General features: G+C 74.5%; 23 protein-coding genes. 15 read left to right on the forward strand and 8 right to left on the reverse strand.

Annotation, left to right across the window (positions count from 1 at the left end; translation table 11 throughout):
* The first annotated feature begins 39 nt into the window (after nt 1–39).
* The 7 genes from ACI79W_RS07580 to ACI79W_RS07610 all read left to right on the forward strand — a co-directional run bounded on the left by ACI79W_RS07580 (nt 40) and on the right by ACI79W_RS07610 (nt 6,826).
* On the forward strand, nt 40–2,025 hold the full coding sequence (locus ACI79W_RS07580; protein WP_456561466.1) for an APC family permease: 1,986 nt from the start codon (nt 40–42) through the stop codon (nt 2,023–2,025).
* Nucleotides 2,018–3,373 carry a class I SAM-dependent RNA methyltransferase gene (locus ACI79W_RS07585; RefSeq protein WP_456561467.1) on the forward strand — a complete coding sequence of 452 codons (1,356 nt, stop codon included), beginning with the start codon at nt 2,018–2,020 and terminating at the stop codon, nt 3,371–3,373. The genes ACI79W_RS07580 and ACI79W_RS07585 overlap by 8 nt, the downstream gene beginning before the upstream one ends.
* 132 nt (nt 3,374–3,505) lie before the next feature.
* Nucleotides 3,506–3,640 (forward strand): hypothetical protein, encoded by a 135-nt coding sequence (locus ACI79W_RS07590; RefSeq protein WP_456561468.1) that lies wholly within the window; start codon nt 3,506–3,508, stop codon nt 3,638–3,640.
* A gap of 90 nt (nt 3,641–3,730) precedes the next feature.
* Nucleotides 3,731–3,958, forward strand: coding sequence for a DUF4177 domain-containing protein (locus ACI79W_RS07595; RefSeq protein WP_236825064.1), 228 nt, complete (start codon nt 3,731–3,733; stop codon nt 3,956–3,958).
* A 54-nt stretch (nt 3,959–4,012) separates the two neighbouring features.
* A complete protein-coding gene (locus tag ACI79W_RS07600; RefSeq protein ID WP_456561469.1) occupies nt 4,013–4,381 on the forward strand; it encodes a hypothetical protein in 369 nt (122 codons plus the stop codon).
* Between the two features lie 184 nt (nt 4,382–4,565).
* The gene (dxs, locus tag ACI79W_RS07605; RefSeq protein ID WP_456561470.1) at nt 4,566–6,485 is read left to right on the forward strand and encodes a 1-deoxy-D-xylulose-5-phosphate synthase; all 1,920 of its coding nucleotides are present in this window, start codon (nt 4,566–4,568) and stop codon (nt 6,483–6,485) included.
* Entirely contained in the window at nt 6,482–6,826 is a 345-nt protein-coding gene (locus ACI79W_RS07610) for a thiamine-binding protein (protein WP_456561471.1), read from the forward strand. Before dxs ends, ACI79W_RS07610 begins: the two co-directional genes overlap by 4 nt.
* 103 nt (nt 6,827–6,929) lie before the next feature.
* Here the strand turns inward: ACI79W_RS07610 and ACI79W_RS07615 are convergent, their stop codons facing one another.
* From ACI79W_RS07615 to ACI79W_RS07625, 3 genes are all read right to left on the reverse strand, one after another.
* A complete protein-coding gene (locus ACI79W_RS07615) occupies nt 6,930–7,985 on the reverse strand; it encodes a ScyD/ScyE family protein (RefSeq protein ID WP_456561472.1) in 1,056 nt (351 codons plus the stop codon).
* A 380-nt stretch (nt 7,986–8,365) separates the two neighbouring features.
* The gene (locus ACI79W_RS07620) at nt 8,366–10,453 is read right to left on the reverse strand and encodes a 3-hydroxyacyl-CoA dehydrogenase NAD-binding domain-containing protein (RefSeq protein WP_456561473.1); all 2,088 of its coding nucleotides are present in this window, start codon (nt 10,451–10,453) and stop codon (nt 8,366–8,368) included.
* On the reverse strand, nt 10,450–11,643 hold the full coding sequence (locus ACI79W_RS07625) for a thiolase family protein (protein ID WP_456561531.1): 1,194 nt from the start codon (nt 11,641–11,643) through the stop codon (nt 10,450–10,452). The genes ACI79W_RS07620 and ACI79W_RS07625 overlap by 4 nt, the downstream gene beginning before the upstream one ends.
* Before the next feature lie 249 nt (nt 11,644–11,892).
* Here ACI79W_RS07625 and ACI79W_RS07630 point away from each other — a divergent pair, with 249 nt between their 5' ends.
* From ACI79W_RS07630 to ACI79W_RS07640, 3 genes are all read left to right on the forward strand, one after another.
* Nucleotides 11,893–12,981 (forward strand): sugar ABC transporter substrate-binding protein, encoded by a 1,089-nt coding sequence (locus ACI79W_RS07630; protein ID WP_456561474.1) that lies wholly within the window; start codon nt 11,893–11,895, stop codon nt 12,979–12,981.
* A 141-nt stretch (nt 12,982–13,122) separates the two neighbouring features.
* Nucleotides 13,123–13,929, forward strand: coding sequence for an ATP-binding cassette domain-containing protein (locus ACI79W_RS07635; protein WP_456561475.1), 807 nt, complete (start codon nt 13,123–13,125; stop codon nt 13,927–13,929).
* A 10-nt stretch (nt 13,930–13,939) separates the two neighbouring features.
* Nucleotides 13,940–15,226: a sugar ABC transporter permease gene (locus tag ACI79W_RS07640; protein ID WP_456561476.1), complete on the forward strand. Its 1,287-nt coding sequence runs from the start codon at nt 13,940–13,942 to the stop codon at nt 15,224–15,226.
* A 211-nt stretch (nt 15,227–15,437) separates the two neighbouring features.
* On the opposite strand, the gene ACI79W_RS07645 is transcribed toward ACI79W_RS07640, so the two are convergent.
* Entirely contained in the window at nt 15,438–16,787 is a 1,350-nt protein-coding gene (locus ACI79W_RS07645; RefSeq protein WP_456561477.1) for an HRDC domain-containing protein, read from the reverse strand.
* A gap of 30 nt (nt 16,788–16,817) precedes the next feature.
* Nucleotides 16,818–17,447 (reverse strand): DUF3000 domain-containing protein, encoded by a 630-nt coding sequence (locus tag ACI79W_RS07650; RefSeq protein WP_456561478.1) that lies wholly within the window; start codon nt 17,445–17,447, stop codon nt 16,818–16,820.
* A 93-nt stretch (nt 17,448–17,540) separates the two neighbouring features.
* On the opposite strand from ACI79W_RS07650, the gene hemE reads away from it, so the two are divergent.
* The 4 genes from hemE (at nt 17,541) to hemQ (ending at nt 21,153) form a co-directional block, all read left to right on the forward strand.
* Nucleotides 17,541–18,602: a uroporphyrinogen decarboxylase gene (hemE, locus tag ACI79W_RS07655; RefSeq protein WP_456561479.1), complete on the forward strand. Its 1,062-nt coding sequence runs from the start codon at nt 17,541–17,543 to the stop codon at nt 18,600–18,602.
* Nucleotides 18,599–19,969: a protoporphyrinogen oxidase gene (hemG, locus tag ACI79W_RS07660; RefSeq protein ID WP_456561480.1), complete on the forward strand. Its 1,371-nt coding sequence runs from the start codon at nt 18,599–18,601 to the stop codon at nt 19,967–19,969. Before hemE ends, hemG begins: the two co-directional genes overlap by 4 nt.
* A 63-nt stretch (nt 19,970–20,032) precedes the next feature.
* On the forward strand, nt 20,033–20,191 hold the full coding sequence (locus ACI79W_RS07665) for a hypothetical protein (protein WP_456561481.1): 159 nt from the start codon (nt 20,033–20,035) through the stop codon (nt 20,189–20,191).
* Between the two features lie 245 nt (nt 20,192–20,436).
* Nucleotides 20,437–21,153: a hydrogen peroxide-dependent heme synthase gene (gene hemQ, locus ACI79W_RS07670; protein ID WP_456561482.1), complete on the forward strand. Its 717-nt coding sequence runs from the start codon at nt 20,437–20,439 to the stop codon at nt 21,151–21,153.
* A 143-nt stretch (nt 21,154–21,296) separates the two neighbouring features.
* Here hemQ and msrB read toward each other — a convergent pair whose 3' ends face one another.
* The 3 genes from msrB to ACI79W_RS07685 are packed head-to-tail and all read right to left on the reverse strand — an operon-like array spanning nt 21,297 to nt 24,528.
* Nucleotides 21,297–21,716, reverse strand: coding sequence for a peptide-methionine (R)-S-oxide reductase MsrB (gene msrB, locus ACI79W_RS07675; RefSeq protein ID WP_456561483.1), 420 nt, complete (start codon nt 21,714–21,716; stop codon nt 21,297–21,299).
* Between the two features lie 41 nt (nt 21,717–21,757).
* Nucleotides 21,758–22,414, reverse strand: a complete 657-nt coding sequence (locus tag ACI79W_RS07680; protein ID WP_456561484.1) for a response regulator — start codon at nt 22,412–22,414, stop codon at nt 21,758–21,760.
* Nucleotides 22,411–24,528 (reverse strand): sensor histidine kinase, encoded by a 2,118-nt coding sequence (locus ACI79W_RS07685; RefSeq protein ID WP_456561485.1) that lies wholly within the window; start codon nt 24,526–24,528, stop codon nt 22,411–22,413. The genes ACI79W_RS07680 and ACI79W_RS07685 overlap by 4 nt, the downstream gene beginning before the upstream one ends.
* Before the next feature lie 192 nt (nt 24,529–24,720).
* Between ACI79W_RS07685 and ACI79W_RS07690 the strand changes: the two genes are divergently transcribed.
* A complete protein-coding gene (locus tag ACI79W_RS07690; RefSeq protein WP_456561486.1) occupies nt 24,721–25,362 on the forward strand; it encodes a hypothetical protein in 642 nt (213 codons plus the stop codon).
* The last annotated feature ends 29 nt before the right edge of the window (nt 25,363–25,391 follow it).

The following is a 25,391-nucleotide window of genomic DNA, read 5'->3' on the forward strand; positions in this document are numbered from 1 at the left end:
CTCGGACAACTACCGAAACGCCTCGTCCTCGGCCGACCCGTGCGCAGCGACCGGGCAGGGGAGTCGCTGCTCCCCAAGCGGCTCGCGCTGCCGATCTTCGCCAGCGACCCGCTCTCCTCCGTGGCCTACGCCACGCAGGAGATCCTGATCGTCCTCACCCTGGCCGGGACGGCGTTCCTGTTCTTCGCCCCCTGGATCGCGATCGGCGTCGTGGTGCTGCTCACGACGGTGGTGCTCTCCTACCGGCAGGTGGTGCGGGCGTACCCGTCCGGCGGCGGCGACTACGAGGTCGCCTTCAGGAACCACGGGCAGTGGGCCGGCGTGACGGTGGCGAGCGCGTTGCTCGTCGACTACGTCCTCACCGTCGCGGTGTCGGTGTCGGCGGGGACCGACAACATCATCTCGGCCTTCCCCGAGCTCAACGAGCACCGCGTCCTCATCGCCCTGGGACTGGTGGCGCTCCTGGCCGCGGTGAACCTGCGCGGCGTGCGGGAGTCGGGCCGCACCTTCGCGGCGCCGACCTACCTCTTCATCACCGGCATCCTGGTCATGGTCGTCACCGGCCTGCTGAAGTACTTCGTCACCGGGGGCGGCCTCGTCGCGGAGAGCTCCGCGTGGTCCGTGCTGCCCGAGCCCGGCTACGAGGAGGTCACCGGGCTGGCCCTGATCTTCTTCGCGCTGCGCGCCTTCGCCTCCGGCTGCACGGCGCTCACCGGGGTCGAGGCGATCGCCAACGGCGTCCCCGCCTTCCGCCCGCCCAAGAGCCGGAACGCGGCGACCACCCTCGCGCTGATGGGCGGCGTCGCGGCCACGATGTTCGCCGGCGTCACCGCGCTGGCGCTGCTCGCCGGCGTGAAGTACGTCGAGCACACCTGCGACCTGGTCGGGTTCCCCGGCGACTGCGAGACCGACCCGCAGCGCACCGTCATCGCCCAGTTGGCCGCGGCGACCTTCGGGGGCGACACCTCGTTCGGCTTCTTCTACGTCCAGGCCGCCACGGCGCTGGTCCTGGTCCTGGCGGCCAACACGGCGTTCAACGGGTTCCCGCTGCTGGGCAACGTGCTCGCCCAGGACCGGTTCATGCCGCGGCAGCTGCACACCCGGGGTGACAAGCTGGTCTACAGCAACGGGATCCTGCTGCTCGCCGGCTTCGCCGGGCTGCTCATCTTCGCCTTCGACGCCGACGTCAACCGGCTCATCCAGATGTACATCGTCGGCGTCTTCACCAGCTTCACCCTGGGGCAGACCGGCATGGTGCGGCACTGGAACCGCGAGCTGCGCAGCGTCACCGATCCGGGGACGCGCGCCCGGATCCGCCGCTCGCAGGCGATCAACGCCGTCGGCGGCACCCTCACCGGCGTGGTCCTGGTGATCATCGTGATCACCAAGTTCACCCACGGCGCGTGGCTCGTGCTGCTGGCCATGCCCGTCCTCATCGCGCTGATGAAGGGCATCAACCGGCACTACTGCCACGTGTCGGAGCAGCTCGAGCCCGACACCGACGCCCGCACCCTGCCGAGCAAGGTGCACGCCGTCGTCCTCGTGTCGAAGGTGCACAAGCCGACGCTGCGCGCGCTGAGCTTCGCGCGGGCGACCCGCCCGGACGCGCTGACCGCGCTCACGGTGAACGTCGACGACGGCGAGACCCGCGCGCTGCAGGCCGACTGGCAGCGCTACGACATCCCCGTCCCGCTCACCGTGCTCGAGTCGCCGTACCGGGAGATCACCCGTCCGGTGCTCGACTACGTGAAGGGCATCCGGCGGGACAGCCCCCGCGAGCTGGTGGTGGTCTTCGTGCCGCAGTACGTTGTGGGGCACTGGTGGGAGAACGTGCTGCACAACCAGAGCGCGCTGCGCCTGCGCGCCCGGCTGCAGTTCCAGCCCGGGGTGATGATCACGACCGTGCCGTGGCAGCTGGAGAGCTCGGTCGGCGCGGACGACGACGGCCGCCGCGGCGGGCCCGCCCCGGGTGACCTGCGGCGCGGGTTCACCGACGACGAGGTCGACGTGACGCCCTATGGGTAAGGACCCCGGCGCCCCCCACGCCTCGCACGCTCGGCGCGGGCCCCTGCGCCGGGGCCGTTCCAGCACGTCACGTACCAGCACGTCACCTGACAAGGGCCTCGGATGGGTGGGGCGGGAGTTCGAGGTGACCGTCGGGCCGGTCGCGCACGGGGGGCACTGCGTCGCACGGCACGAGGGCCGTGTGGTCTTCGTCCGGCACACGCTCCCCGGCGAGCGCGTGCGGGTCCGCGTCACCGAGGACCGGCACCCGGGTTTCTGCCGGGCCGACGCGATCGAGGTGCTGGAGGCCGCTCCCGCGCGGGTCGACCGGCCCTGCCCCTACAGTGGCCCGGGCAGGTGCGGCGGGTGCGACTGGCAGCACGTCGACCCGGCCGAGCAGCGCCGGCTCAAGACCGCGGTGGTCCGCGAGCAGCTGGTGCGCCTCGGTGGCCTGGACGCCGAGGACCCGGTGCTCGCCGGGCTCGCCGTCGAGGAGCTGCCCGGCGGTCCGCTGCGCTGGCGCTCCCGGGCCCGCTTCGCCGTCGACGGCAGCGGGGCCCCCGGCCTGCGGCGGCACCGCTCGCACGACGTCGTGGTGCTCGACGACTGCCCCATCACGGTCGAGCCTGCGGCGCGGGCGGTGCTCGGGCGGCGCTGGCCCGGCGCGGGCGCCGTCGACGTGTCCATCGACTCGACCGGCGCGGTGACGACCGCCCCGCTGGACCGTCGCGGCCGGCCCCGCGGCGCCGAGGTCCGCCGCGCGGGGGAGGCGCTTCCCGCCGAGCCCGCCGGGCGTGCGGAGCGCCGCGCCGGCGGCCGGGACTGGGAGGTGGAGGGCACCGGCTTCTGGCAGGTGCACCCCGCCGCGGCCGACGCGCTCGTGGAGGCCGTCTCCGGCTTCGCCGCCGCGGCCGCCGGGGAGACGGTGCTCGACCTCTACGCCGGGGCGGGGCTGTTCGGCGGCGCGCTGGCGCCCGCGGTGGGCGCCCGGGGCCGGGTCGTCTGCGTGGAGGCCGACCCCGGCGCCTGCGAGGCCGCGGACGCCAACCTCGCCGACCTGCCGCAGGCAGAGGTCTGGCAGGGCGAGGTGGACGCGGGCGGGCTGGCCGAGCTGCTCGCCGAGCTGGGCTCCGGGCCGGACGTCGTCGTCCTCGACCCGCCGCGCGCCGGTGCGGGGACGGCGGTGAGCCGCCTGCTGGCCGGGAGCGGTGCACGGGCCGTCGTCTACGTGGCCTGCGACCCCGCGGCGCTGGGCCGGGACGTCGCCGCGTTCGCCGCCGCCGGGTACCGGCTCGCCGCGCTGCGCGGCTTCGACGCCTTCCCCATGACCGCGCACATGGAGTGCGTCGCGCTGCTCGTACCCGCCTGACGACGCCCCGGTCCCGGCCGCCGCCAGGTGGCGGTTCGGCGTCGGACGACCACTCCCGTCGCAGGAGTCACACCCGTCGGCCTCCCGTCCCGCCTCCTGCGTAGCGTCCGCCGGGTGACGAGGGGAGATGCGATGCAGAGCACGACCGGCGCCGCCCACCCGCACGTGGCGGTGGCCCGCAAGCTCCTGGCGCTGGGGTGGTGGTTCGTCGCCGCAGGTGCCGCGCTGGCCCTGGGCCTCGAGGTCGAGGACGGCGTCGCTCTCTGAGCGGGGTGGCGGGTGTGGCCGGGTGACCTCGGTGGCCCGCCGCACCTGCCCGGCTGCTCACCCGGCGGCCCGCCTCGATACGGTCATGGGGTGCCCACGTGGGAATACGCCTCGGTCATCACCGCCAACGACGCGGAGTCGCAGCGGGCCGGCGTGAGCGTCAAGCTCCCCGGCGGTCAGCTCGAACGTCAGCAGGGCGACACCAGCTCGGTGCTCAACAAGCTCGGTGCCGAGGGGTGGGAGCTGGTCAGCTACCACTCCAGCGGCGCCGGGACCTGGGGCTTCGAGCAGTTCTGGCTCAAGCGCCAGTCGTCCTGACCCGACACGCCCCGCCGTCGAACGCCTGTTCGACCGGTGGGGCAGAATGGTCCGGTGGAGACGTCGCTGCCGCCGGGCTGGCCGGAGGAGGTGCGCCCGCCGGGCGCCCCTGACTGGGAGCGCACCGCGGTCGCCTGGCTGTTCGACCTCGTGCCACCGGACTACCGCGCCCACGAGGTGCTCCGCCGGTACCCCGCGCTGCTCGCCCGGTTCGCCGGTGACCACGTGTCCGCCGGTCTGGAGGCCGCCCGCGCGGGCTGGCGCACCCTGCGGGTCGAGCTGGCCGACCAGCTCCCGCCGGAGGCGATCGAGGCCGCGATGGTCGCCTACGAGCGCGAGGGCGCCCGGCTGTCCGCCGCGGCCCGCGGCGTCGAGGTCGTCGGCGGGGCGCTGAGGGGGGAGCGCTGGGTGCCGCGGCTGTGAGCGGGCAGGGGCGTGAGCAGCGCAGCGAGGGCCGAGCGAGGAGCGGAGCGCCCGCGGGAGCGAGCAGAGGCGCTGTGAGCTGCACCCGCACCGCCCGCTCGACCGGAAGTGCCGGGAAACCGCAGCTACAGTGGATCGGCGGCTGCTCTCCGGCGCCGCCCGACCGAGAGGACACCGCCGCACCGTGCCGCTCCTGCGAACGCTGCAGGGCCCGGAAGACGTCAGGGCCCTCGAGTCCGAAGCGCTGCCCGCCCTCGCCGCGGAGATCCGTGACGCCCTGGTCACCAGCGTCGCCCGGACCGGGGGTCACCTCGGGCCGAACCTGGGCTGCGTCGAGCTGACCATCGCCCTGCACCGGGTGTTCGACTCCCCCCGCGAGCCGATCGTCTTCGACACCGGCCACCAGTCCTACGTGCACAAGATGCTGACCGGCCGGGTCGACGGCTTCGAGCGGCTGCGCCAGCGCGGGGGCCTGTCGGGCTACCCGAGCCGCACCGAGAGCGAGCACGACTGGGTCGAGAACAGCCACGCCTCCACCTCGCTGTCCTACGCCGACGGGCTGGCCAAGGCCTTCGCGATCCGCGGGGACTCCCGCCCCGTCGTCGCCGTCATCGGTGACGGCGCGCTGACCGGTGGCATGGCGTGGGAGGCCCTGAACAACATCGCCGCCGCCCAGGACCGCCCGGTCGTCATCGTCGTCAACGACAACGGCCGCTCCTACTCGCCGACGATCGGTGGCGTGGCCGACGCGCTGGCCACCCTGCGGCTGCGCCCTGGCTACGAGAACGCGCTGCTGCAGGTGCGCCAGGCGCTGCACCGCGCGCCCGTCGTCGGCTCGGCCCTCTACGACGCGCTGCACGCGATCAAGAAGGGCCTCAAGGACGTCCTCTCGCCGCAGGGCATGTTCGAGGACCTCGGCCTGAAGTACGTCGGCCCGGTCGACGGCCACGACATCCGGGCCGTGGAGTCGGCGCTCCGCCGGGCCCGCTCCTTCGGCGGTCCGGTCATCGTGCACGCCGTCACCACCAAGGGTTTCGGCTACCCGCCGGCCGAGACCGACCAGATCGACGCCTGGCACGCGACGGGTGTCTTCGACCCCGACAGCGGCGCCAGCGTCCGCAAGACCGGCCTCGCCTGGACCGACGCCTTCGCCGACGAGCTGGTGCGGGTCGGTGCCGAGCGCCCCGACGTGGTCGCCATCACCGCCGCGATGCTGCACCCCACCGGCCTCGCGCCCTTCGCCGAGCGGTTCCCCGAGCGCACCTTCGACGTCGGCATCGCCGAGCAGCACGCGCTCACCTCGGCCGCCGGCCTGGCGATGGCGGGGCTGCACCCGGTCGTCGCCGTCTACTCGACCTTCCTCAACCGGGCGTTCGACCAGCTGCTCATGGACGTCGCCCTGCACCGGCAGCCGGTGACGGTGGTGCTCGACCGGGCCGGGGTGACCGGGGACGACGGCGCCTCGCACAACGGCATGTGGGACATGTCGATCCTCTCGGTGGTGCCCGGCCTCGCCCTCGCCGCGCCGCGCGACGAGGCGACCCTGCGAGAGGCGCTGCGCGAGGCGGTCGACATCACCGACGGGCCGTCGGTGGTGCGGTTCCCCAAGGGCTCGCTCCCGCCGGACATCCCGGCGGTGGAGCGGCGCGGGCCGGTGGACGTGCTGCGCCGGGGCGGCCGGCCGGAGGTGCTGCTGGTCGCCGTCGGGTCGATGGTCCCGATGTGCCAGGCCGTCGCCGAGCGGGCCGCCGACCACGGCATCGAGGTCACCGTCGTCGACCCGCGCTGGGTGCTCCCCGTCTCCGCCGAGCTGGTCGAGCTGGCCGCCGGGCACCGGCTGATCGTCACCGTGGAGGACGGCGGCCGCGCCGGGGGAGTGGGCACCACGCTCTCCCAGGCGCTGCAGGACCGCGACGTCGAGGTCCCCGTGCGCACGCTCGGCCTGCCGCAGCGCTTCTTCGAGCACGGCAGCCGCGGGCAGGTCCTCGCCGACGCGGGGCTGACCGAGCAGGACGTCGCCCGGCGGATCGCGGAGTGGACCGCCCGGCTGACCGAGCGCGCCGGGGACGTCGTCGCCGAGGCGGCCGTCGAGGACCGGGCATGAGCGCGACCCGAGAGGCTGCACCCCGGGACGAGCCTGCTGGTGGTCGACGACGAGGCGGCACGGTCATCGCCGAGATCCAGGTGGCGCCCTCGCCGCCCGGCAGGGCGGACGACCCCCACGCCCACGTGGAGGCGGCGATCGCCGTCATCCAGTCCTCCGGGCTGCGCTACGAGGTCGGTGCCCTGGGCACCACGCTCGAGGGCGAGGCCGACGAGGTGTGGGCCACGCTGCGTGCCGCGCACGAGGCGATGCTCGACGCGGGGGCCGACGCCGGGCTCTCGCACGTCAAGGTCGCGTCGGTGAACCGCACGATGGACAGCCTGACCGCCAAGTTCCGCTGAGCCGTCGCTCCGGCCCCTCTCCTGGCCCGGCAGCAGCCCACCCCGCGGTACGCGGCGAGGTGGGCTGCTGCGTTGCGAGGTCGCGGCCTCGTCCGTCAGCGCGTCAGAACGACCGCTTGGTCAGCCGCCAGACCTGGCCGTCGCTGTCCGGCGCACCGGTGCCGGCGCCGGGGGACAGCGAGTGCGCCGCCACGTAGACGTTGCCGCGCTGGTCGACGACCACGCCCGCCGGTGAGGGAACGGGCAGCATGGCCCGTGCGCCGTTCTTCGGGACCATCACCAGCTGACCTGCCCCGTCGGCGCCGCCGAACAGCTCGCTGACGTACAGATTGCCCGCCTGGTCCTGCGCCGCACCGGTCACGCCGGTGAAGCCGGTCCACGTCTGCTGGATCGCCCCGGTCCGGCGGTCGAGCTCCCACACCCGCCCGGCACCGGGGACCAGCGACCCGAGGCCGCCCACGATGACGTCCCCGTCACGGCTCAAGCTGAGCGCCGTCGGCACCGGGTCGCAGAAGAAGCCGCCCTGGTTGGCCCGGGTGTCGCAGGCGCCGCCGCTGATGGTCGGCAGGACGGCGAACACGCTGATCCGGCCGCGGCTGTCGACGGCGAGGATGTCGTTGCCGGCGGCGTCGGCGACGAGCACCTTGTCGCCGACGTCCAGCACCGCGTACGGGTTCGACTCGACACCCTGGCCGTCGGGGTCGTTCGCCGCCTCGAAGGCGCGGATGTCGGCGACGACGGCGGCCGGCCGGCCCGCCGCCGCGCGCAGCAGCTTGCCCTCCTGCTCCTCCGGCAGCCCGGTGATCCCCTCCGGGACGTCGACGTCCTTGGCGACGTAGATCCGGCCCAGGGTGCGGGCGCTGGCGGCGTCGTTCCCGGTGGCGCCGATACCCGACGGGCCGGCCTCGGACAGCAGGCCGGTCACCACGCGCTCCGCGGTGACCCCCTGGGCCCTCGCCGGGTGCCGCACGATGCTGACCGCCCCGGTCGTGCCCACGCAGACGGTCTCCCCGCCCAGGTCGGCGCAGTCGTCGCCGCCGGTCCCGGACTCCGCGATGACCAGGACGCCGTCACTGGTCAGGTCCAGCTGCCGCGGGTTGTCCAGGTGCCGCGCGACCGGCACCGGAGCCAGCCGCGAAGCATCGGCGGGGCCAGCCATCGGCGCAGCGACGGCCGGACTGATCACGAGCGTCGATACCGCCAGGCCGGCGGTCGCCGCTGCACACACGAGACGCCTCATCGTTCCCCCTGCCCCAGTGGAGAGTTCCGGGCCGTGAGCACGGCCCGGTCCGGACGCCGAACCTGGCAGGGGGGTCGAGGGCGGGTCAAGATCCTCCGGCGTCGTGCGCCGGGGAAGGCCGACCGCGGCGACCTGAGTGGTCGCCGTGCAGCCCGCTCGGGTGTCGGGCGGTGGTCGGGCCCGGGGTGGTGGAGCGACCGACCACGCGCCGTCGTCCTCCCTCACCGTGGCGCATCCTCCCTCACCGCGCACCGCGAGGGAGGACGCACCACGATCAGGTCACCTGATCCCGGCGGAGGTCAGGCGGGGAGGGAGGCCACGCCCTTCGGCAGGAACCGCGAACCGGTGACCCGCTGCGAGACCCCGGTGCGGTCCAGGTAGGCGGACATGCCGCCCAGCCAGAACGGCCATCCGGCGCCGAGGATCATGCAGAGGTCGATGTCCTGCACCGCCTGCACGACGCCCTCCTCCAGCATCAGCCGGATCTCCTGCGCGACCGCTCCCAGGGCGCGGGCGCGCACCTGCTCCTCGGTGAGCGGCTCGTCGCCGGTGAAGGCGTCGGCCAGTTCGGGGTCCACGACGCCCGGCTCGACGAACACGCCCGTCTTGCCCAGCTCGACGATCCGCTTGAGCCCCTCGCCGACGGCGAACCGGTCGGGGAACGCCTCGTGCATCCGCTCGGCCACGTGCAGCGCGACCGCCGGACCGACGAGCGAGAGCAGCTCGAAGGGAGTCATCGGCAGGCCGAGCGGGTCGAGCGCGCGCTCCGCGACCTCCACCGGCGTGCCCTGCTCCACGGCCGCGGTGACCTCACCCAGGAAGCGGGTGAGCAGCCGGTTGACCACGAACGCCGGGGCGTCCGCGACCAGCACGCAGGACTTCCTCAGCGACTTGCCGACGGCGAAGGCGGTCGCCAGCGTCGCGTCGTCGGTCTGCTCGGCGCGCACGACCTCCAGCAGCGGGAGGACGGCGACCGGGTTGAAGAAGTGCAGCCCGACCACGCGCTCGGGGTGCTCGAGCTTCGCGGCCATCTCGGTCACCGACAGCGCCGAGGTGTTGGTGGCCAGCACGCACTCGGGCGAGACGACCGCCTCGACCTCGGCGAACACCTGCTGCTTGACCGACATCTCCTCGAAGACGGCCTCGATGACGAGGTCGGCGTCGGCGAATGCGTCCTTGGACAGCGAGCCGGTGACCAGGCCCTTGAGCTGGTTGAGCTCGTCGGCGTTCAGCCGCCCGCGCTGGGCCAGCTCGTCCAGCTCGCCGTGCACGTAGGCCACGCCCTTGTCCACGCGCGCCTGGTCGATGTCGGTCAGCACGACCGGCACCTTCAGCTGCCGCACGAACAGCATCGCCAGCTGCGAGGCCATGAGCCCGGCGCCGACGACGCCGACCTTGGTCACCTTGCGGGCCAGCGACCTGTCGGGCGCCCCGGCGGGGCGCTTGGCCCGCCTGTTCACCAGGTCGAAGGAGTAGAGCGACGCCCGGAGCGTGTCGCTCATCAGCAGCTCGGTGAGCGCGTCGTCCTCCGCGGCCGTGCCGGCGGTGAACGCCTCGTCCTCGACCCCGGCCCGGGCCAGGTCGAGCAGCTCGACCGACCGGACGGCGCCGGGGGAGGCGTCGCGGGTGCGGCCGGCGACGACCGCCCTCGCCCGCTCGATGGCGCCGTCCCAGGCCGACCGGTCGATCTCCGGGCGGGAGACCGCTACGGATCCGTCGAGCACGCCGACGGCCCACTCGAGGGAGCGCTCGAGGAAGTCGGCCGGCTCGAAGAGCGCGTCGGCGATGCCCAGCTCCGCGGCCTTCGGGGCGGGCGTCATCTTGTTCTGCGCGAGGGCGTTCTCGACTACCACGGTGACGGCGGGGTCGATGCCGATCAGGTTCGGCAGCAGCTGCGTGCCGCCCCAGCCGGGCACCAGGCCGAGGAACACCTCGGGGAAGCCGACCGCCGCACCGGCGCTGATGGTCCGGTAGTGGCAGTGCAGCGCCAGCTCCAGGCCACCGCCCAGCGCGACGCCGTTGACGAACGCGAAGGTGGGGACCGTCGAGTCCTTGAGCCGCCGGAACACCCGGTGGCCGGTTCCGGCGATCTCCCGCGCCACCGCGGCGTCGGTCACCGACGGGACGCCGGAGAGGTCGGCGCCCACGGCGAAGATGAACGGCTTGCCGGTGACGGCGATGGCCGCCGGGGCCGGGCTGTGCGCCGCGACCTCGTCCAGGGCGGCGTCCAGCGACGCCAAGCCGCCGGGGCCGAACGTGGACGGCCGGGTGTGGTCGTGGCCGTTGTCGAGCGTGATCAGCGCGATCTCGCCGACCAGGCCCGGGTAGGTCAGGAACCGCACCTTGGCGGCGGTCACGACCTCGTTCTCGAAGACGGCGGTGGTCACTCCTGGAACCCCTCCCAGTTCGGGTTCTCCCAGATCACGGTGGCGCCCATGCCCAGGCCCACGCACATGGCGGTGAGGCCGTACCGGACGTCGGGCCGCTCGGCGAACTGGCGGGACAGCTGGGTCATCAGGCGGACGCCGGAGGAGGCCAGCGGGTGGCCGACGGCGATGGCGCCGCCCCACGGGTTGACGCGCTCGTCGTCGTCGGCGATGCCGAAGTGGTCGAGGAAGGCCAGCACCTGGACGGCGAAGGCCTCGTTCAGCTCGAACAGGCCGATGTCCTCGATGGTCAGGCCGGTTCGGGCGAGGGCGCGCTCGGTCGAGGGGACCGGGCCCACACCCATGACCTCGGGCTCGACCCCGACGAAGCCGTAGCCGACCAGCCGCATGCCGATGTCCAGGCCGAGCTCCTGGGCGACGTCCTCGGCGGCCAGCAGGCAGCCGGTGGCGCCGTCGTTGAGCCCGGCCGCGTTCCCGGCGGTCACGTGGCCGTGCGGGCGGAACGGCGTCTTGAGGGTGGACAGCCCCTCGAGGGTCGTCTGCGGCCGAGGCGGTTCGTCCACGGTCGCCACCCCCCAGCCGTGCTCGGCGGAGCGGGTGGCGACGGGGACCAGCTCGGGCCCGATCTTCCCGTTGGCCAGGGCCTTCGCGAACTTCTGCTGGCTGGCCAGCGCGAACGCGTCGGCGCGCTCCTTGGTGAGGTGCGGGAAGCGGTCGTGCAGGTTCTCCGCCGTCGAGCCCATGACCAGGGCCGACGGATCGACCAGCTTCTCGCTGACGATGTGCGGGTTGGGGTCCACGCCCTCGCCCATCGGGTGGCGGCCCATGTGCTCGACGCCGCCGGCGATGGCGACGTCGTAGGCGCCGAAGGCGATCCCGCTGGCGGTCGTGGTCACCGCGGTCATGGCACCGGCGCACATCCGGTCGATCGAGTAGCCGGGGACCGACTTCGGCAGGCCGGCCAGCAGGGCGGCGGTCCGGCCGAGGGTGAGGCCCTGGTCGCCGATCTGGGTGGTGGCGGCGATGGCCACCTCGTCGACGCGATCGGCCGGCAGTGCCGGGTTCCGGCGCAGCAGCTCGCGGATGACGCGGACGACGAGGTCGTCGGCGCGCGTCTCGGCGTAGATGCCCTTCGGGCCGGCCTTGCCGAAGGGGGTGCGCACGCCGTCGACGAAGACGACCTCACGCAGCGAGCGTGGCCGCCGCTCAGTGGAAGACGCAGAACCTCCGCAGGTCTCGTAGCCGGCCCGGCAGGGCGGCGGGCTACAAGTTACCGGTCGGTAACCGAGTGGGCCAAGGGTGCCACGACCCTCGTACGAGGGGGCTCCACATCACGGTCCGGCAACGGTGCGCGGGTGTGCTTGCGGTCACAGGGGGGCGGCGCGCAAGATGACCCGCCGGAATTTCTCTGTAACCCCAACGAAATAGAGGTCCCTCTCATGGCGCGACGGCGCACGGTGACGACGGCGATCGCTGCGGCCCTGGTCTTCGGCCTGGCCGCGTGTGGTGGCGACGACAGCAGCGGTGGCAACGGCGGCGGCGGTGGCGAGGCCGCCGCAGGCAAGGTCGGCGTGATCCTCCCCGACACCGCCTCATCGGCCCGCTGGGAGTCGGCCGACCGCCCGCTGCTCGAGGCGGCCTTCGAGGAGGCCGGTGTCGAGTACGACATCCAGAACGCGCAGGGCGACGCCCAGCGGATGAGCACCATCGCCGAGCAGATGATCACCGAGGGCGTCACCGTCCTGGCGATCACGAACCTCGACTCGGCCTCGGGTGCGGCGATCCAGCGCCAGGCCGAGCAGCAGGGCGTGCAGACGATCGACTACGACCGGCTCACCCTGGGTGGCGAGAGCGACTACTACGTCTCGTTCGACAACACCGAGGTCGGTCGCCTGCAGGGTGAGGGCCTGGCGCAGTGCCTCGGCGACGAGCCGGCGAACATCGCCTTCCTCAACGGCTCGCCCGACGACAACAACGCCACCCTGTTCTCGCAGGGCGCGCACGAGGTCCTCGACGAGATGACCCAGTACACGCAGGTCGCCGAGCAGGCCGTGCCGGAGTGGGACAACCAGCAGGCCGCGACGATCTTCGAGCAGATGTACACCCAGGCCGGCGGTGACATCCAGGGCGTGCTGGCCGCCAACGACGGGCTGGCCAACGCCGTCGTGTCGATCCTGGCCCGCAACAACGTGGCCGGGCAGGTGCCGGTGACCGGTCAGGACGCGACCGTGGAGGGGCTGCAGAACATCCTCTCGGGCGACCAGTGCATGACCGTCTACAAGCCGATCGCCGACGAGGCCCAGGCCCTGGCCGACCTGGCCGTGGCCCTGGTCAACGGCGAGGAGCCCGAGGTCGACGGCTCGGTCGAGGACCCCGAGGGCGGCCGCGAGGTCCCGTCGGTGCTGCTCGAGCCGGTCTCGATCTTCCGCGACAACGTCAAGCAGGTCATCGACGACGGCTACCAGTCCGCCGCCGACGTCTGCACCGGTGAGTACGCCGCCGCCTGCACCGAGCTCGGCATCTCCTGAGCCATCCGGCCGGGGCACCCCTTCCGCGGGTGTCCCGGCCGCGTGCTTCCGCCCTGCCGACCCCGGCTCGCCCGGGATCGGCAGGGCGGCCTATCGTCCCGCCACGGTCCACCGACCGTTCCCTGCTGGAAGGACGCAGCGGTGTCCGCACTCGAACAGACCCCTCAGACCTCCACCCTCGAGCGGCCCACGCTGAGCCTGCGCGGGGTCAACAAGAGCTTCGGGGCCGTCCAGGTCCTGCACGACGTCCACCTCGACGTCTACCCCGGCAAGGTCACCGCGCTCGTCGGCGACAACGGGGCCGGCAAGAGCACGCTGATCAAGTCGATCGCCGGCATCCACCCCATCGACTCGGGCACCGTCGAGTTCGAGGGCGAGCCGGTGCAGCTCAACGGCCCTCGCGACGCGGCCCGCCTCGGCATCGAGGTCGTCTACCAGGACCTCGCGCTGGCGGACAACCTCGACGTCGTCCAGAACATGTTCCTGGGGCGTGAGCGCAAGCGCGGTGTGGTGCTCGACGAGGCCTCGATGGAGGAGGCCGCGCGCGACACGCTGACCAAGCTCTCGGTGCGCACGCTGAAGTCGGTGCGCCAGCTGGTGTCCAGCCTCTCCGGTGGCCAGCGGCAGACCGTGGCCATCGCCAAGGCCGTGCTCTGGGAGTCCAAGCTCGTCATCCTCGACGAGCCGACCGCCGCGCTCGGTGTCGCCCAGACCCGGCAGGTGCTCGACCTGGTCCGCCGGCTCGCCGACACCGGTCACGCCGTCGTCTTCATCACCCACAACATGGTCGACGTCTTCGAGGTCGCCGACCGCGTCGCCGCCCTGTACCTGGGCCGGATCGCCGCCGACGTCCCCATCTCCGAGGTCGACCGCACGCAGGTCATCGAGCTGATCACCTCCGGCCGCTCCGGCGAGCTGGGGCTCGCGCCGGACGCGCTCGAGGACTGAGAGGACCCCCATGTCGAGCAACACCCTGACCGCCGCCGAGGCGAGCGGGCCGCACAAGCCGGCCGCGGGCTTCGAGGGCGATCGGCAGGACAACACCGTCGGCGGCGCCCTCCGCGGGTACCTGAACAAGCTGCGGGCCGGTGACCTCGGCGCCCTGCCCGCAATCCTGGGCATCGTCGTCCTGGGCATCCTGTTCACCGCGCTGCGGCCGGACACCTTCCTGACCCCGCTGAACCTGGCCAACCTGCTGGTCCAGTCGACGCCGATCATCGTGCTGGCGATGGGCCTGGTCTTCGTCCTGCTGCTGGGCGAGATCGACCTCTCCGCCGGTGTGGTCAGCGGCGTCTGCTCGGCGGTGCTGGCCCAGCTCCTGGTGCAGGTTGGGGTGGCCTGGCCGGTCGCCGTCCTGGCCGCGATCGCCGCCGGCGCCGTCATCGGCGTGTTCACCGGCAGCCTCGTGGGGATCGTCGGCATCCCGTCCTTCGTGGTCACCCTGGCGCTGTTCCTCGGCTTCCAGGGCGTGACCCTGCGGCTGATCGGGCAGGGCGGCACCGTGCCGGTGCGGGAGCCGGTCATCCGGGCGCTGGCCAACGAGAACCTGCCGGTCACCCTCGGCTGGATCCTGGCCGTGCTGGTCGTCGTCGCCTACGCCGGCTTCGAGCTGTGGCGCTGGCGGTCGCAGCGCACCCGTGGCCTGGCGCACCAGCCGCTGGCCCTCGTGGTGCTGCGCATCGCGGTGATCGCCGCCGTCGTGTTCGGCGTGACCGCCATCCTCAGCGTCGACCGGGCGCTGGCCGCCGCCATCGACCTCGCCGGCATCCCGTACGCGGTGCCGCTGGTGGTCGTCCTCCTGCTGATCCTGACCTTCGTGCTCTCGCGGACCAGTTTCGGCCGGCACGTCTACGCCGTCGGCGGGAACGCGGAGGCCGCCCGCCGGGCCGGCATCAACGTCACCCGCATCCGCGTGCTGGCGTTCGTCATCTCCTCGAGCCTCGCCGCGATCAGCGGCATCCTGGCCACCTCGCGGCTGAGCTCGGTGACGCCGGACGCCGGTGCGGGCAACACGCTGCTCTACGCGGTGGGCGCCGCCGTGATCGGTGGCACCAGCCTCTTCGGCGGCCGCGGCAGGGCCCGGGACGCCGTCCTGGGTGGTCTGGTCATCGCGATCATCGCCAACGGGCTGGGGCTGCTGGGGGTCGCGGCGTACCTGAACTTCATCATCACCGGCGGGGTGCTGCTGCTCGCCGCGAGCGTCGACGCGCTCGCCCGCCGACGGGCCGCCACCGCCCGACGATGACCCCTGCCGCCCGCCGTGCCCAGCGCCGGCGGGCGGCAGGTGACCACGCCACGCCGGCGCCGTCCGCACCCCGCGGACGGCGCCGGCGTCGTCGTCCCCGGGGTGCTATGCCGCCCAGGGCTCGCGCCGCGGGGGCATAGGACGCTCTACCTGCGGATGGGGGCGCCGATACGCAGGTGAAGCTTCCTGCGCCTACGGGCGTCGGGCGGGGTCAGGCGCGGGTGATGGCGTCGGCGAGGAGGTCGCGGGTCAGCTCGACCTGCCACTCGCGGGCGCCCCCGGCCCGGAGCGCCTCCGCCACGGCGGCCGGCTCCCGCGGCTCCGGCGGGCTCCACATGATCCGCCGCACCAGGTCGGGGGAGAGGATGTTCTCCACCGGCACGGAGTGCTTGTCCGACAGCTCGGCGAGCCCCGCCCGCACCACCTGCAACCGCGCGGCGGCGGCGGGGTCGCGGTCGGCCCAGCGGTTCACCGGCGGCGGCCCGTCGCCGGGCTTGCTGTGCAGCGGCAGCTGGTCCTCGGGCAGCGCCTTGCCACGGGCCAGCGCGTTGTACCAGTGCGCCACGAGCCGGCGGTTGGCCCGGCCGCGGAACACCGGCAGCTCCAGCAGGGCGCCCTCGTTCTTCGGGTCCGCCTGGACGGCGGCGACCATCGCCGAGTCCGGGAGCACCCGGCCGGGGGCGACGTCCCGCTTGCGGGCCAGCTCGTCGCGGGCCTCCCAGATGGCGCGGAGCATGCCGAGCTGGCGGCGGCTGCGCAGGCCGTGCACCCCGGACGTGCGCCGCCACGGGTCCTGCCGCGGGGCGGGCGGGCCGGCGGCGAGGATCGCCTCGAACTCCTGCCGCGCCCACTCGGTCTTGCCCTGCTCCTCGAGGATGCCGGCCAGCGCGTCGCGCAGGTCGACCAGCACCTCGACGTCGAGCGCGGCGTAGACCAGCCACTCCTCCGGCAGCGGGCGGGTGCTCCAGTCGGCGGCGGAGTGCCCCTTCTGGAGCGAGAAGCCCAGCAGCGACTCGACGACGGCGCCCAGGCCCACCCGCGGCAGCCCGGCCAGGCGGGCCGCCAGCTCGGTGTCGAAGATGCGGGCCGGGACCAGTCCGATCTCGGCGAGGCAGGGCAGGTCCTGGTTGGCCGCGTGCAGCACCCACTCGGCGTCGGCGATCGCGGCCTGGAGCACCGAGAGGTCCGGCAGCGGGATCGGGTCGAGCAGGCCGGTCCCGGAGCCGGCGCGCCGCAGCTGCACCAGGTAGGCGCGCTGGCCGTACCGGTAACCCGAGGCCCGCTCGGCGTCGACGGCGACCGGGCCGGTGCCGGCGCGCAGCGCCTCGGCGTACTCGACCAGCTGCGTGGAGGTCTCGATGACCGGCGGCAGGCCGTCGCGGGGGGCCAGCAGCGGGGTCGCCTCGGGCGTCTCGGCGGCCGCCGGTTCCTGCGGTGGCCGGGGAGTGGGGTCGGTGCTCAGTTGCCGTCCACCTTCTTGCCGGTCCTCGTCCTTCGGTCCACCGGCGCCCGGGCCGGGAGGGCGACGACCGCGCCGACCCGAGGAGGAGCACCGGCTCAACGGGCTCCGTGCCGCTGTGCCGCACCGATGTTAGAGAGTCTCGCTGCCGACCCGGTCGGAGGGACCCAGGAGGTGGACACCGGGCGGGGGCAGGCCGGCGGCGTTGCCCAGCACCTCGAGCCAGGCCGTGAGGTGCCGGTCCAGGTCGCTGTCCACCGCCGTCCAGGAGGCGCGGATCTCGACGTCGACCGAGTGCTCGGGGCCGGCCAGCTCGCCGAAGCGCGTCGACGCGGTGCGGGTCACCGTGCCGCCGACGGTGTGGTGCCCGGCGCCGGAGTCGCCGAGGGCGTCGGTCAGCCAGCTCCACGCCACCTCGGAGAACATGGCGTCGTCGACCAGCTCCTCGTCGGTGGCGGCGGAGAGGTAGCCGACGCAGCGGGTCGTGCCGTGCCAGGCCTCGTGGCCCTCGGGGTCGAACAGCACGATGAACCGGGCGCTGGCGATCTCGGCGTCGTCCTCGTCGTCGGCCTCGGGGTCGGCCACGCGGGCGCCGAGGGCGAAGGAGAAGGGCGCCAGCCGCTGGGGCGCGGGGATGCGGCCGAGCTCGATCTCCGGCCGCACCCGCACCGCGGCCAGCGACTCCAGGGCGGCGCGGAAGGCGGCCGGGACGTCGTCGTCCCGGTCCCGGTCCCCGGCATCGGCCAGGTTGCGCGGCTCCACGTCCGCAGCGTAGGCCCGGAGAGGGTGAGGCGGCGCCGACGCGCCGCACGCGGCGGCGCGGAGCCTCCCGGCGGTCTGGGAGGATCGGCGGTCGTGAGTCCCGCTCCCGCCTCGGCGTCCCCGGCCGATTCCGATCTCGTCCGCGCCGCCCGTGGCCTCCCGGTGAGCCGCACCCCGGTCTGGTTCATGCGCCAGGCCGGCCGCTCGCTCCCCGAGTACCGGGCCCTGCGCGCCGGCACCAAGATGCTCGACGCCTGCCAGGACCCCGACCTGATCACCGAGATCACCCTGCAGCCGGTCCGCAGGCACGGGGTGGACGCGGCCATCTTCTTCTCCGACATCGTGCTGCCGCTGGTGGTGGCCGGTGTGGACATCGAGATCAAGCCGGGCGTCGGCCCGGTGGTCGCGGAGCCGGTCCGGAGCGTCGCCGACGTCGACGCCCTCCCCGACCTCGAGCCCGACCGGCTCGGGTTCCTGGAGACGGCGGTGCGCGCGCTGGTCGCCGAGCTCGGGCCGACCCCGCTGATCGGCTTCGCCGGCGCGCCGTTCACCCTCGCCACCTACCTCATCGAGGGTGGGCCCTCCAAGGAACACGCCCGCACCAAGGCGTTCATGTACGCCGAGCCCGAGGCCTGGTCGCGGCTGCTGCAGAAGCTCGCGGTGTCGTCGTCGACCTTCCTGCGGGCCCAGATCGATGCCGGGGCCTCGGCGGTCCAGCTGTTCGACTCGTGGGCGGGGGTGCTCTCGGCCGCCGACTACGCCGAGCGGGTGCTGCCCCACTCGCGGGCGGTCTTCGACGGGCTGGGCGGGCGGGACGTGCCGCGGATCCACTTCGGCGTCGGCACCGGCGAGCTGCTGCCGCTCATCGGGGACGCCGGCGCCGACGTCGTAGGGGTGGACTGGCGGGTGCCCCTGGACGAGGCCGCGCGGCGCGTCGGCCCCGGGCGGTCGCTGCAGGGCAACCTCGACCCCGCCGTCCTGCTGGCCGACCGGACGACCGTCGACCGGGAGGTCCGCCGCGTCGTCGAGCAGGCGAAGGCGGCCCGCGGGCACGTCTTCAACCTCGGCCACGGTGTAATGCCCGAGACCGACCCGGACGTGCTCACCCACGTCGTGGAGCTGGTCCACGAGCTGACCGCGGCGCCCACCGCGTGAGCACCCGCCGCGTGGTCGTCGTCGGCGCCGGGATCACCGGGCTGGCAGCCGCCTTCGAATGGCGTCGGCGGCGCCCGGACGACGAGATCGTCGTCCTCGAGGCCGGTGACCGCGTCGGCGGGAAGCTGCACCGCATCGAGCTGGCCGGCCACTGGTACGACACCGGGCCCGAGGCGGTGCTGGCCCGGGTCCCGGAGGCGGTCGGGCTGGTCGAGGCCCTCGGCTGGGGGGACCGGCTCGTCGCGCCCGCGACGACGCAGGCAGCGGTCGTGCTGCCCGACGGCCGGTTCCCGCTCCCGGCCGGCACCGTGCTCGGCGTGCCGGCGGCCGCGGACGGGCTGGACGGGATCCTCTCGCCCGCGGGGGTCGCCCGGGTGCGGGCGGAGGCCGAGCTGCCGCCGCCGGCGCTCGACGGCGACGTCGCGGTCGGTGCGCTGCTGCGCGAGCGGCTCGGCGACGAGGTCGTGGACCGGCTGGTCGAGCCGCTGCTGGGCGGCGTCTACGCCGGCCGGGCCGACGAGCTCTCCCTGCAGGCGACGATGCCGGCCCTCTTCGCCCACCTGCCCGGCTCCGCCTCGGTCCTCGCCGCCGCCGCGGCCGCCCGGGACGCCGGCACCCGGAGCCGCGGCGACGGCGACGGCCCGGTGTTCGCCACGGTCGACGAGGGCATCGGCGCGCTGCCCGCGGCGCTGGTCGACGCGGCGCGCGCCGAGGTCCGGCTGCGCACCCCCGCGCACGGCATCCGGCGGACGGCCACGGGCCTCGAGGTGTCGGTGGGCCCGGTGGGGACGCCGGAGGTGCTGCCCGCCGACGCCGTCCTGGTCACCGTCCCCGCCGGCAAGGCCGCCCGTCTGCTGGCCGGCGTCGCGCCCGCCGCCGTGCCGCCGCTGCAGGGCATCCCGTACGCCTCGATGGCCGTCGTCGCGATGGCGTTCCCCGCCCAGCAGGTCGACGCCGGCAGCGGGCTGCTCGTCCCCCCGGTGACCGGCCGCCTGGTGAAGGGCGTGACCGTCTCCTCCAGCAAGTGGCCGCACCTGGGCGGGGAAGCGCTGCTCGTGCGCTCGTCGGTGGGCCGGTTCCGCGACGAGTCGGAGCTGCAGCGCACCGACGAGGACCTGGCCGCTGCCGTGGTCGCCGACGTCGCCGACCTGCTGGGGCTGTCGCGACCGGAGCCGCTGGAGACCGCCGTCGTGCGCTGGGGTGGCGGGCTGCCGCAGTACCTCGTGGGGCACCAGGCGCGGGTGGACGCCGTGCGCACCGCCGTCGCGGAGGTGCCGGGGCTGGGCATCGCGGGGGCGGCCTTCGCCGGGGTGGGCGTCCCGGCGTGCATCCGCGACGCCCAGCGGGCGGTCGGCGCGCTGGTCTGAGCCGTGGCGCGGACCACGTGTCCGGCGGGGCATCGCCGGTGGCCTGGCGGCGTTCAAGACGGGGTGAGCACCACCCACGTCCACTCCCACGACCAGAAGCCCACCACCCTCCGCTGCCTGCGCCACCACGTCTGGATGGCCGCCTGCACCGACTGCCGCGAGGCCCACCGGGTGCAGGCTGCCCGCCGCGCAACCACCCCGGGGGAGCGGTCGACCCGCTGACCCCGTCCTGCCGAGGCCGTCGCCGCGCCGCAGGGTCGGGGGCTGACCAGCACGTTCCCCCACGGCCTGGCCGCCGGCGCCCGGGCGCCGTCGCCCTGGACGCGCCGTCACCTGGCTCGCCCTGGCCCTCTACGGGCGGCCGGCCTGCCTGCCGGGCCGGGCTCCGTCGCCGCTGGTCGCAGTCCCGCGGGAGGTCACAGACCCTCGCGCCGTGCGGGTGTGCCCCGCGCGCGACAATGGGCGGCATGAGCGACCAGGTCGAGGAACGCAGCATCGGCAAGCGGGCCAACGAGCTCAACGCCACGATCCGCTACACGATGTGGTCGGTGTTCCGGCTGGCCCGCCCGCTGGAGGACGAGCGACGGCACCACGTCGCCGCCGAGGTGGACGAGCTGTTCGCCGAGCTCGCCGGCAAGGACGTCGTCGTCCGCGGCACCTACGACGTCGCCGGTTTCCGAGCCGACGCCGACCTCATGGTGTGGTGGCACGCGGAGACGGCCGAGGCGCTGCAGGAGGCCTACACCCGGCTGCGCCGCACCACGCTCGGCCGGCACCTGGAACCCGTGTGGTCGCAGCTGGCGCTGCACCGCCCCGCGGAGTTCAACCGCAGCCACATCCCGGCGTTCCTGGCCGAGGAGGAGCCGCGGCGCTATGTCAGCGTCTACCCGTTCGTGCGGTCCTACGAGTGGTACCTGCTCCCGGAGGAGGAGCGGCGGGACATGCTCAAGGAGCACGGCATGCAGGCCCGGCCCTACCCCGACGTGCGGGCCAACACCGTCGCCGCCTTCGCCCTCGGCGACTACGAGTGGATGCTCGCCTTCGAGGCCGACGAGCTGCACCGCATCGTCGACCTGATGCGCGACCTGCGGGCCAGCCGCGCCCGGCGGCACGTGCGCGAGGAGGTGCCGTTCTACACCGGCGTCCGGAAGCCGGTCGCCGAGCTGGTCAACGACCTGGCGTAGACGCACGACATCCCCCGTCGCGGGCCCGGAGGGTCCCGACGGGGGATGTGCGACGGCTCAGCGGTGAGGGGGGACGGCACCTGGCCGCGGTGTGATCCGGAGGACCACGATGTCGTCGCCGCCTCGGGCGTATCGGCGCGTGCTCAGCTCTCGGCGGGCTGCAGCCGGATCGAGACGCTGTTGATGCAGTAGCGGTCACCGGTCGGCGTCTGCGGCGCGTCGTCGAACAGGTGGCCCAGGTGGCTGTGGCACGTCGCGCACAGCACCTCGGTGCGGATCATCCCGAAGCTCCGGTCCTCGCGGAGGATCACGTTGTCCTCGGCGGAGGCCTCGTAGAAGGAGGGCCAGCCGCAGTGCGAGTCGTACTTGGTCTCCGAGCGGAACAGCTCGGCGCCGCAGGCGCGGCACTCGTAGACGCCGACGGTCTTGGTGTCGACGTACTCACCGGTCCAGGGTCGCTCGGTGCCGGCCTGGCGCAGCACCTGGTACTCCTCCGGCGACAGCTGCGCCCGCCACTCCTCGTCGGTCCTGGTGACCTGGGGCTTCTGGGGGGAGGTCGTCATGCCAGGTCGAACGAGCCACTCCGCGGCACCATTCCCGGTGCTCAGCGGCCCAGACCGGCGTCGCGGGCGCGGACGATCGCCTGCGCCCGGTCGGTGACCTGCAGCTTGGCCAGCACGTTCGAGACGTTGTTGCGCACCGTCTTGGGGGAGAGGTAGAGCGCGGCGGCGATCTGCGCGTTGGACCGCCCGGCGGCGACCAGGTCGAGCACCTCCCGCTCCCGGGCGGTGAGCTGCGGGAACGCCGTCTCCGCTCCGGCCGGCCCGCCGGCGAAGAAGTCGGCGATCCGGCGGGCCAGTGCGGCACCGAAGACGGCGCCGCCCGCGGCCACCGTGGTCACCGCCCGCACGACCTCCTCCTGGTCGGCGCCCTTGAGCAGGTAGCCCCGCGCACCGGCCCGGACGGCGGCGAAGACGGTGCCGTCGTCCTCGCTCATGGTCAGGACGACGACGCCCACCGACGGCGACGCCGAGGTCACCCGCCGGGTCGCCTCGATCCCGTCGACGCCCGGCATCTGCACGTCCATGACCACGACGTCCGGCTGCTCCTCCAGCGCGAGGGCGACCGCGGTCCCACCGTCGGCAGCGGCGCCGACCACGGTGATACCCGGGACCGAGTCCAGCAGCATGGCCAGGCCGTCGCGGTAGACCGGGTGGTCGTCGGCCACCACGACCCGCAGCGGTTCGTCGTCCCCGGTCACGTCGTCACCCTTCCGTCGGCGGGCAGGACCGCCCGCACCACCGTCCCGCCCTCGGGCGGGCACGACACGGTGCACCGGCCGCCGAGCTCGGCGGCGCGCTCTCGCAGCGACACCAGCCCGACCCCCGCAGGAGCGCCCCCCGGGATGCCGGCGCCGTCGTCGGTCACGGTCAGGACCAGCGACCGGTCCTCGCCGCGGACCAGCTCCACCCGGCAGGTCGTGGCGCGTGCGTGCCGGGCGACGTTCGCCAGCGCCTCCGAGGCGATCCGGTAGGCGGCGACCTCGACCGCGGCCGGGAGGTCGTCGGCGCCCGGGTCCGCCTCCACCGTGGTGACCGTGCCGGCTCCCAGCAGCCGGCCGGCCTGCTGCCGCACGGCCCCGGTCAGGCCGAGGTCGTCCAGCGCCGGCGGTCGCAGGTCGTGCACCAGCCGGCGGACGTCGCCCAGCGCTCCCGCGACGTCGTCCCGCGCGGCACGCAGCAGGCGGTCGGCGTCCTCGGCGCGGCCCGCGGCGGTCAGGTTGCGCGCGGTGTCGATGCGGAGCACGACGGCGCCCAGGCTGGGGCCCAGCCCGTCGTGCAGGTCACGGCGCAGCCGGCGGCGCTCCTCCTCGCGGGCGGCCACCAGCTCCCCCCGGCTCTCCTGCAGCTGGGCGGCAAGGGAGCTGGCCCGGGCCGCGGCGGCCGCCTGGCGCACGACGTCGGCGAGCAGCCCTTCGTCGCGGGTGACCAGGTGGGCGCGGACGCCGTCCCCGGGCAGCAGGAGGCGGCCGATCTCCTCACCCCGGTAGGCGATGGGCAGGGACTGCAGCGCGGCCGGGCGCCGGCCGTGCTCGGCCACCAGCCGGCCGCCCCCCGCGTGGTCGACCTCGACCCCGACGTAGGGGGAGCGGAACGCCTCCGCGACCGCCGCCGCGACCGCCACGAGCTGGGCCTCCGCGTCCTCGGACCGCTCGAGCCGGGCCGCCAGCTGGGAGACGACCCGGTAGGGGTCGTCCCGCTCGCCGAGGACCCACCGCCGGACCAGCCGCCACAGCGGGGCGCGGAGGGGCACGTAGGCCGCCGCGACGAGCAGCAGCGTCAGCAGCGTGGCGTCGCGCTCGCCGAACCGGTCGCCGAGCAGTGCACCCGCGCCGGCCAGCACGGCGAGGTCGAGGAGCACCACGCCGGTGCCCAGCACGCCGTAGACCACCGTGCCGCCGAGCAGCCGGTCGATGTCCACCGCACGCGGGCGGAGGATGCCGAGGGCGACCGCCGTCCCGGTCAGCGCCACGGCGAGGGAGAGGGTCGCCGTGGTGGGCCCGCCCGGCAGCAGCAGGGTCGACAGCATCACGAGCAGGTCGACGACGGCCGCCCACAGCAGCCAGCGCATCCGCCGGCGGTCCTCGTCGCGGGCCCTCCGGTACCGCGCGACGACCACGGCCGCGGGAACCACGACGCCCAGCAGTGCGAGCGGGAAGGCGATCCGGAGCATCGGCTGCGCGACCTCCGGCGGGATCGGCAGGGTGGTGAGGTCGAGGTCGAGGCCGGCGTAGACGTCGGGCACGCCGGCGCCGTCCCGCGAGTAGGCGACCGCGGAGGGGACGAACAGCAGCAGCGCGGGCAGGAAGGCGCTGGCGGACAGGCTCGCGACCGCCAGCCGGCGCAGGCGGCCGGAGGGCAGCCTGCCGTCGGGGTAGAGGAGCAGGAGCAGCGGCAGGCCGAGCAGGAGCAGCGCTCCGAGCCGCTCCACGGTCCAGGACGCCAGGCTGGCGCCCGGGAGCGGGGGATCGTGGCGCAGCGCGTAGGTCAGCCACGACTCGGCGAGACCGTCCGTCGCCCAGAGCACGGCCGTCGCGGCGACCACCCACGAGAGCGCGTGGCGCGGGGCGCGGGTGAGCAGCAGCCAGGCCGGGGCGGCGAGGGCGAGACCCGGCAGCGCGACCACCCACCCGAGCTCGGCGCCCCCGCGCGCCGCCCGCGCCGCCTCCGGGGTGACGGCGTCCAGGACCGCCGCCGCGACCGTGGAGCCCAGCACCACCACGAGGACGAGCCAGGCGACGGCCAGCGGATGACGGGGCGCGGTGGAGGGGGCGACGCCGGTCGCCGGGGCAGCTGCACCGGTCGCTCCGGCCACCGGGGTCCTCGCCTGCACGCGCAGATACTCGCCTGCCGGTGTCCCGGACGTCACGGGGCGGGCGTCCCGTGTCCCCCGGGACGTCGACCGGGACCGGATCGAGGGCGCGCGGCCCTGGGCGCCCGGGACGGCCCCCCGGGACGGTTCTCCCAGGCGGTGCACAGGGCACCGCACCACACCACGGGAGACGAGATGTCGCTCAGCACCACCCCCGCACCCGCCCGCACCGACGTGGCCGCCTCCGTCGCGTCGGTGCCGGGCGCCTCCACCCGGCTGGTCCGGCGGGCCGGCATCGCGGTCGCCGCCGGTGCCGGGTCCTGGGCCATCGCCTGCGCCGCCCTCGGGACGACGCCGCCCCCCGGCACCTGGCAGGCCACCGTCGTCAACCTGGCCGCGGTCGCGTTCCAGGTCGGCCTGATGTTCCTGGTGACCGTGCAGATGCGGACAGGCGCGATCGGCACCGGCCGGCTGGCCCGGCGGCTCCTGCACGTCGAGCACGGTCTGCTCGCGGTGGCCACCGTGTCCTCGCTCATGTGGGCGCTCACGCCGGGGCTCTACGACACCGGCTTCTTCTTCGTGATCGACCTCTTCTGGCCGCTGTCCATGCTGGGCATGGCCGCCCTGGGGGTTCGCATCGCGATCGCTGGCCGCTGGCAGGGCGTCGCCCGCTTCTGGCCGATGGTCGCCGAGAGCTGGGCGCCGGTCACCGTCCCGACCGCCTTCCTCCTGCCGGCCGTCACCCAGTACGTGGGGGCCGCCCACCTGCTGGTGGGGTACGTCGTCCTGGGCGTCGTCCTCGCCACCCGGCCGCACCTCACCGGTGCCCGCGGCTGAACCGCCGACCCGGTGCCCCGTCTCCCACC

Source organism: Blastococcus sp. SYSU DS0533, from assembly GCF_054050775.1.

Bases quoted from the DNA above. Each gene is read 5' to 3' on its own strand.
- ACI79W_RS07610 (WP_456561471.1), top strand. From the start codon at position 6,482: ATGAGCGCGACCCGAGAGGCTGCACCCCGGGACGAGCCTGCTGGTGGT.
- ACI79W_RS07590 (WP_456561468.1), top strand. From the start codon at position 3,506: ATGCAGAGCACGACCGGCGCCGCCCACCCGCACGTGGCGGTGGCCCGC.
- ACI79W_RS07585 (WP_456561467.1), top strand. From the start codon at position 2,018: ATGGGTAAGGACCCCGGCGCCCCCCACGCCTCGCACGCTCGGCGCGGG.
- hemQ (WP_456561482.1), top strand. From the start codon at position 20,437: ATGAGCGACCAGGTCGAGGAACGCAGCATCGGCAAGCGGGCCAACGAG.
- ACI79W_RS07640 (WP_456561476.1), top strand. From the start codon at position 13,940: ATGTCGAGCAACACCCTGACCGCCGCCGAGGCGAGCGGGCCGCACAAG.
- ACI79W_RS07690 (WP_456561486.1), top strand. From the start codon at position 24,721: ATGTCGCTCAGCACCACCCCCGCACCCGCCCGCACCGACGTGGCCGCC.
- ACI79W_RS07615 (WP_456561472.1), bottom strand. From the start codon at position 7,985: ATGGCTGGCCCCGCCGATGCTTCGCGGCTGGCTCCGGTGCCGGTCGCG.
- msrB (WP_456561483.1), bottom strand. From the start codon at position 21,716: ATGACGACCTCCCCCCAGAAGCCCCAGGTCACCAGGACCGACGAGGAG.
- ACI79W_RS07630 (WP_456561474.1), top strand. From the start codon at position 11,893: ATGGCGCGACGGCGCACGGTGACGACGGCGATCGCTGCGGCCCTGGTC.